The organism is uncultured Kushneria sp. (assembly GCF_947497025.1).
GTDB lineage: Bacteria > Pseudomonadota > Gammaproteobacteria > Pseudomonadales > Halomonadaceae > Kushneria.
Genome location: NZ_CANMFC010000015.1, coordinates 1 through 4,564 on the forward strand (window position 1 = coordinate 1; position 4,564 = coordinate 4,564).

The 4,564-nt window shown below is 55.6% G+C and carries 9 protein-coding genes and 1 pseudogene; all 10 read left to right on the forward strand.

The features are described from left to right. A partial coding sequence (locus Q0931_RS16625) for a replication initiation protein (RefSeq protein ID WP_299262102.1) occupies positions 1–595 on the forward strand: 595 nt, incomplete at its 5' end. Positions 596–776: 181 nt separating this feature from the next. Continuing rightward, positions 777–1,064 carry a hypothetical protein gene (locus Q0931_RS16630; protein ID WP_299262103.1) on the forward strand — a complete coding sequence of 96 codons (288 nt, stop codon included), beginning with the start codon at positions 777–779 and terminating at the stop codon, positions 1,062–1,064. A gap of 516 nt (positions 1,065–1,580) precedes the next feature. Beyond that, complete coding sequence (locus Q0931_RS16635) at positions 1,581–1,745, forward strand: hypothetical protein (protein ID WP_299262104.1); 165 nt, start codon at positions 1,581–1,583, stop codon at positions 1,743–1,745. Further along, complete coding sequence (locus tag Q0931_RS16640) at positions 1,738–2,070, forward strand: MobC family plasmid mobilization relaxosome protein (RefSeq protein WP_299262105.1); 333 nt, start codon at positions 1,738–1,740, stop codon at positions 2,068–2,070. The genes Q0931_RS16635 and Q0931_RS16640 overlap by 8 nt, the downstream gene beginning before the upstream one ends. Continuing rightward, a pseudogene (locus Q0931_RS16785) lies at positions 2,067–2,708 on the forward strand (relaxase/mobilization nuclease domain-containing protein); the annotation flags it as partial. The gene Q0931_RS16640 and the pseudogene Q0931_RS16785, both read left to right, overlap by 4 nt. 46 nt (positions 2,709–2,754) lie before the next feature. Then, positions 2,755–3,201, forward strand: coding sequence for an MbeB family mobilization protein (locus Q0931_RS16650; RefSeq protein WP_299262107.1), 447 nt, complete (start codon positions 2,755–2,757; stop codon positions 3,199–3,201). Beyond that, complete coding sequence (locus tag Q0931_RS16655; RefSeq protein WP_299262108.1) at positions 3,202–3,429, forward strand: MbeD family mobilization/exclusion protein; 228 nt, start codon at positions 3,202–3,204, stop codon at positions 3,427–3,429. 99 nt (positions 3,430–3,528) lie between these two features. Further along, positions 3,529–3,753, forward strand: a complete 225-nt coding sequence (locus tag Q0931_RS16660) for a DUF6290 family protein (protein ID WP_090136298.1) — start codon at positions 3,529–3,531, stop codon at positions 3,751–3,753. Beyond that, positions 3,737–4,003, forward strand: a complete 267-nt coding sequence (locus Q0931_RS16665; RefSeq protein WP_175489747.1) for a type II toxin-antitoxin system RelE/ParE family toxin — start codon at positions 3,737–3,739, stop codon at positions 4,001–4,003. The genes Q0931_RS16660 and Q0931_RS16665 overlap by 17 nt, the downstream gene beginning before the upstream one ends. A 149-nt stretch (positions 4,004–4,152) precedes the next feature. Then, positions 4,153–4,564: replication initiation protein (locus tag Q0931_RS16670; protein ID WP_299262109.1), on the forward strand; the 412-nt coding region annotated here is incomplete at its 3' end.

The following is a 4,564-nucleotide window of genomic DNA, read 5'->3' on the forward strand; positions in this document are numbered from 1 at the left end:
ACCCGGTCCAATTCGCTACGCAGCGGCCGTAGATTGCGCTCTGAGAGCCGTTCTGGACGCAGATGAGGGATACAGCGGGTTGATATGCAAAAACCCGCTCAACGGCTTCTGGCGCGTTTCTGAGTGGGCGACGCAGCTCTACTCGCTGGCCGATCTGGATGGCTGGCTCGACCTCAGCGCCTACAGCGACCGCCGCAAACGCCTCCCCGATTACGGACTGGGGCGTAACTGCAACCTGTTCGAACGCCTGCGCCACTGGGCCTACCGCGCCATACGACAGGGGTGGCCAGACTATGACCGCTGGTTCGAGGCGGTTTATCAACGCGCCAAGGCATACAACGACTTCACAGACCCGCTATCAGAAAGTGAAGTGCGCCATACCGCCCGGAGCGTGGCGAAATGGACGCATCAGAACCTGTCACCGAGCGGATTTGCCGCATTACAAGCTCGGAGAGGCGGTAAAAAAGGAGCAAAGCGACGAGATGGCTTCATGTCAAAGGTAAGGGAGATGGCAGCTCAGGGAGCTTCTCAACGTGAAATTGCTCATTCTGTAGGAGTTAGTCAAAAAACAATAAGTAACTGGATCAAGCGATAGGTGAATAATGTTTTCGTATTTTCGGAAAAGAGCTTTAGTTGCCGGAGTGGCTGCTGAAATCAAGGCTCAGTGCAAAAGCCAAGAGCTCGTACGTAGTGTGTGCTTTACACCTGCGGGTCAACACATGATCTTGGAATTAGGGGAAGAGCGGTTCAAAGAAAGGGGTAGGTTACGATATTTCATGATCGCTACTTTCTTGCTTGCAGAGACAATGCGTACTTATGAAATACCGCTTGATGTTAAAACGGCTTGTTTAGAGCTACTGCATGCTCGCCGATCAAAGATCGCTAACTATATAGCTGGAAGGTATGGCCCGGAGGCTCTCAAGCAAGAAGATATCGATGATCTTGATGAGATTACGGACATAGGCATACAGCTATTCCATGCAGAGCGTAGAGAAGCGATGGCAAAGCACATCGAGGCAGAAAGCGGAATGGATCTTTCTTGGATGAAAAATCCTAAAAATTGAGTAAAAGCCATATCAGATAATAGCCCGATGGGAGTTTTTGAACTTTCCCATCGGGACTTTAGTTGTTATGCCAGCTGAATCAGCTTCCAAGTCACTGCTTCTCCATTGTATGGGGGCATTCTGTTGCCCTTTGCGATGGGTGCTGTTGTGCTTGGAGTTCCTACAACTTCCCAGACTCCGCTTTCTGGGCAGTTCTCACCAGTTCTTGCTGTTGTTCCTACAGATGCCATGTTGCTGCTTCCTTCTATTTGATTGCATGGTAATGCGGACTTTCATTCTTTTGCCGCACACACAACGTTACATTCCTTATGTCTAATGCGAAAGCCTTTATTGCATTGATTCTTATTTGTTGATAAGCCAGCATACACAGCGGGCCCTTTACCTCGCTTCGCTCGGCTGGGCCGCAGTGAGCTGGATCAGGGGATTACATCCCCCGATACCCCCTGTTTCTGCCTGCCGCTTCCGACCCTTCGGGCCGTCGCAACAGACAGGCCAGTGAATACCAAGGAGAGTCGAATGGACGAACGTGATTACCGCATTGACCGTGAACCCGATGGCGATCTCTGGCTTCTGGAACTGATCGAGGATGCCCAGGTGGTCTGGGTATTTCCTTGTGACAGTCATGATGAGGCGCTGGCTGCTGGCACGGTCTGGATTTGTGAGGATGATGCTGATGACTGATGTGATGCGTGAAAAGGTCATCAAGGTGCGCTGCACCAGTACGGAATACGAGGCGTTACGGCAGCGCTGCCCCAAGGCCCGACTGGCCGAATGGATGCGGGAGCACTGTCTGGCCCCTGAAGGGAGCCGGTCACGGTCATCGAAAGCGCCTGAATCGGTCGATCCTGCGTTATTGCGTCAGCTGGCCGGTATCGGAAATAACCTGAACCAGGTGGCCAGACGCGTGAACAGTGGCGAATGGGGCGCGATGGACCGCGTACAGGTTATTGCTGCCCTTGCTGCTCTTGAGCGTGAGCTGGCCGAGCTGCGAGCGCAGCACTCATGATTGTGAAGTTCACGCCACGCGGTACCGGACGCGGCAGCGGCCCTGTTGAATATCTGCTGGGTCGGGATCGCAACCGTGATGGTGCAACGCTATTGAGTGGAGATGCCGACCAGACCCGGCAGCTGATCGACAGCAGCCGATACGCCAAGAAATACACCTCTGGCGTGTTGTCCTTTCAGGAGCCTGATATCAGTGATGCGGCCAAGCGCCGGATCATGGATTCCTTCGAAAAGGCCCTGTTACCCGGTCTTGATGGCGATCAGTACGACTGTCTGTGGGTCGAGCACCGTGACAAGGGGCGTCTGGAGCTGAATTTTGTAGTGGCCAACATCGAGCTGACCACTGGCCATCGTCTGCAACCGTATTACGCCCCTGCTGACCGTCCCCGGATCGACGCCTGGAAAGTCGTCACCAACGCCGAATATGGCCTTCATGATCCCGATGACCCCGCCAATCAGCGCGCCATGACCTATCCCGCAGATCTTCCGCGGGATCGTCTCAAGGCTCAGCAGCAGATCACCGGCGGTCTACTGGCGCTGGCGCAACAGGGCGAGATACGCAGCCGACAGGACGTTATCGGGGCACTCGAAAGTGCCGGGTTCACCGTGACCCGAGAGACCAAAAGCAGCATCAGTATTGCTGACCCTGAAAACGGTCGGCCCCTGCGACTACAAGGGAAGCTCTATGAGCGACATTTCACGCATGGCAGCGGCCTTCGAGGAGAAATCGAAGCAGCAAGCCGAGAGTACCGAGCAGGCCGTGAAGCACGCCTTCGAGAAGCACGAGAACGCCTTGCTGTTGGCATTGAACGAAAGCGAGCAGAGAACCAGCGCCGCCATTGCCGCCCAGCACCAGAGATTGCGCCAGACCGCACTCAAGAGCTGGATGGCCATCGTTATACCGGTATCGTTGATGTTCCTGCTGGGCACGAGCGCCATCATGACCATGGGCTGGTACATCGATCACCAGGTGAACGAAATCCTCAACAACCGCACCACGCTGGAGATGTTGCACGAACGGGGGGGCAGCGCGGACCTGAACCACTGCGGCGAGGATCGGCGCCTGTGCGTGAAGATCGACGAGAGCGCCCAACACTATCAGGGCGGTTATCGGATCATGGAGGGTTACTGAGTGACGAATCTGGAACAGGAGCTGCTGAACGCCTTCGAGCAACTACAGCACGATTACGAGCAGCAGCAGAAGACATGGCAAAGCGCCTACGACAATTTGCAGACCATGTTCGAGACCACCAGACGCGACAACGCGGCGCTGAGCAAGCAGGTCGAACGCTTGAGCAATCAGGTCAACGACTTGAGCGAGAAGGTGTCGCGCTGGACGCCAGAAGGCAAGAGGCGTTAAAGCAACATCATCGAGGCCGTGACCGAGGCATGAGCCTCTAGCAGAATGGCCCGCATCAACATATGATATACACGTATATCAATACAGGAGTGACGCATCATGCTCGCTATTCGCCTGCCCAGTGACATCGAAGAACGTCTGAACGCTCTGGCCAAGGCCACCGGGCGTACCAAGACCTATTACGCCCGTGAAGCCATCCTCGAGCATCTTGAAGACCTCGAAGATATCTATATGGCCGAGCAGACGCTTGAACGCCTGCGCAGTGGTGAGGAAACACGGCATAGTCTGGATGACGTGGAGCGGGATATTGGCCTGGCAAATTGAACTGACCGGCGATGCTCGCAAACAGCTGCAAAAGATGGGGCATACGGATGCCAAACGGATACGTGACTACCTGCGCGAACGCCTTCAACCACTGGAAGACCCAAGACAACTGGGAAAGCCTCTCAAGGGGAATATGGGAGAGCTGTGGCGTTACCGAGTGGGCGACTATCGGCTGATTGCCAGTCTCGAGGACGACCGGGTGTGTATCCTGATCGTTCGCATCGGGCATCGTCGCGAGATTTACCGCTGATGCCGGCAGACAGGCTTCGAACAAGCCAGTGGCTGGACGAGCGCCATCCCGGAGAGTAAAAACAACGGGATAGAAAAAGAAAACGCCCCCGAACCCGGTTTAGCTTGGCGGCAGAACGGGAACGAGGGCGCACACAACATGGAGATATTGTGGCCCAACCCGATCCCGGGTGCCAAGTCCAAAATGTTGCCAATCTGGACACATTCAGAGACCGGCTGCCCCAAAAGCCCTATCACACCGACGACTTCGGTACCGGCGTCCGTATCCGTGATGTCGCCCAGGCGATTCAGGCGCGCTACATCCAGCCCAACGGCCCGACCCATCGCTACTGGCTGATTTACGACATAGATCGTTGCGATGCGGCGCTCGACTGGCACGATCGCAATGCACCACCCCCGACAATCGTTGCCCAGAACCCCGAAAACGGCCATGCCCACCTGATTTACGGGCTGGAAGTTCCTGTACGCACCGCCCCCGATGGCAAACCCGGTCCAATTCGCTACGCAGCGGCCGTAGATTGCGCTCTGAGAGCCGTTCTGGACGCAGATGAGGGATACAGCG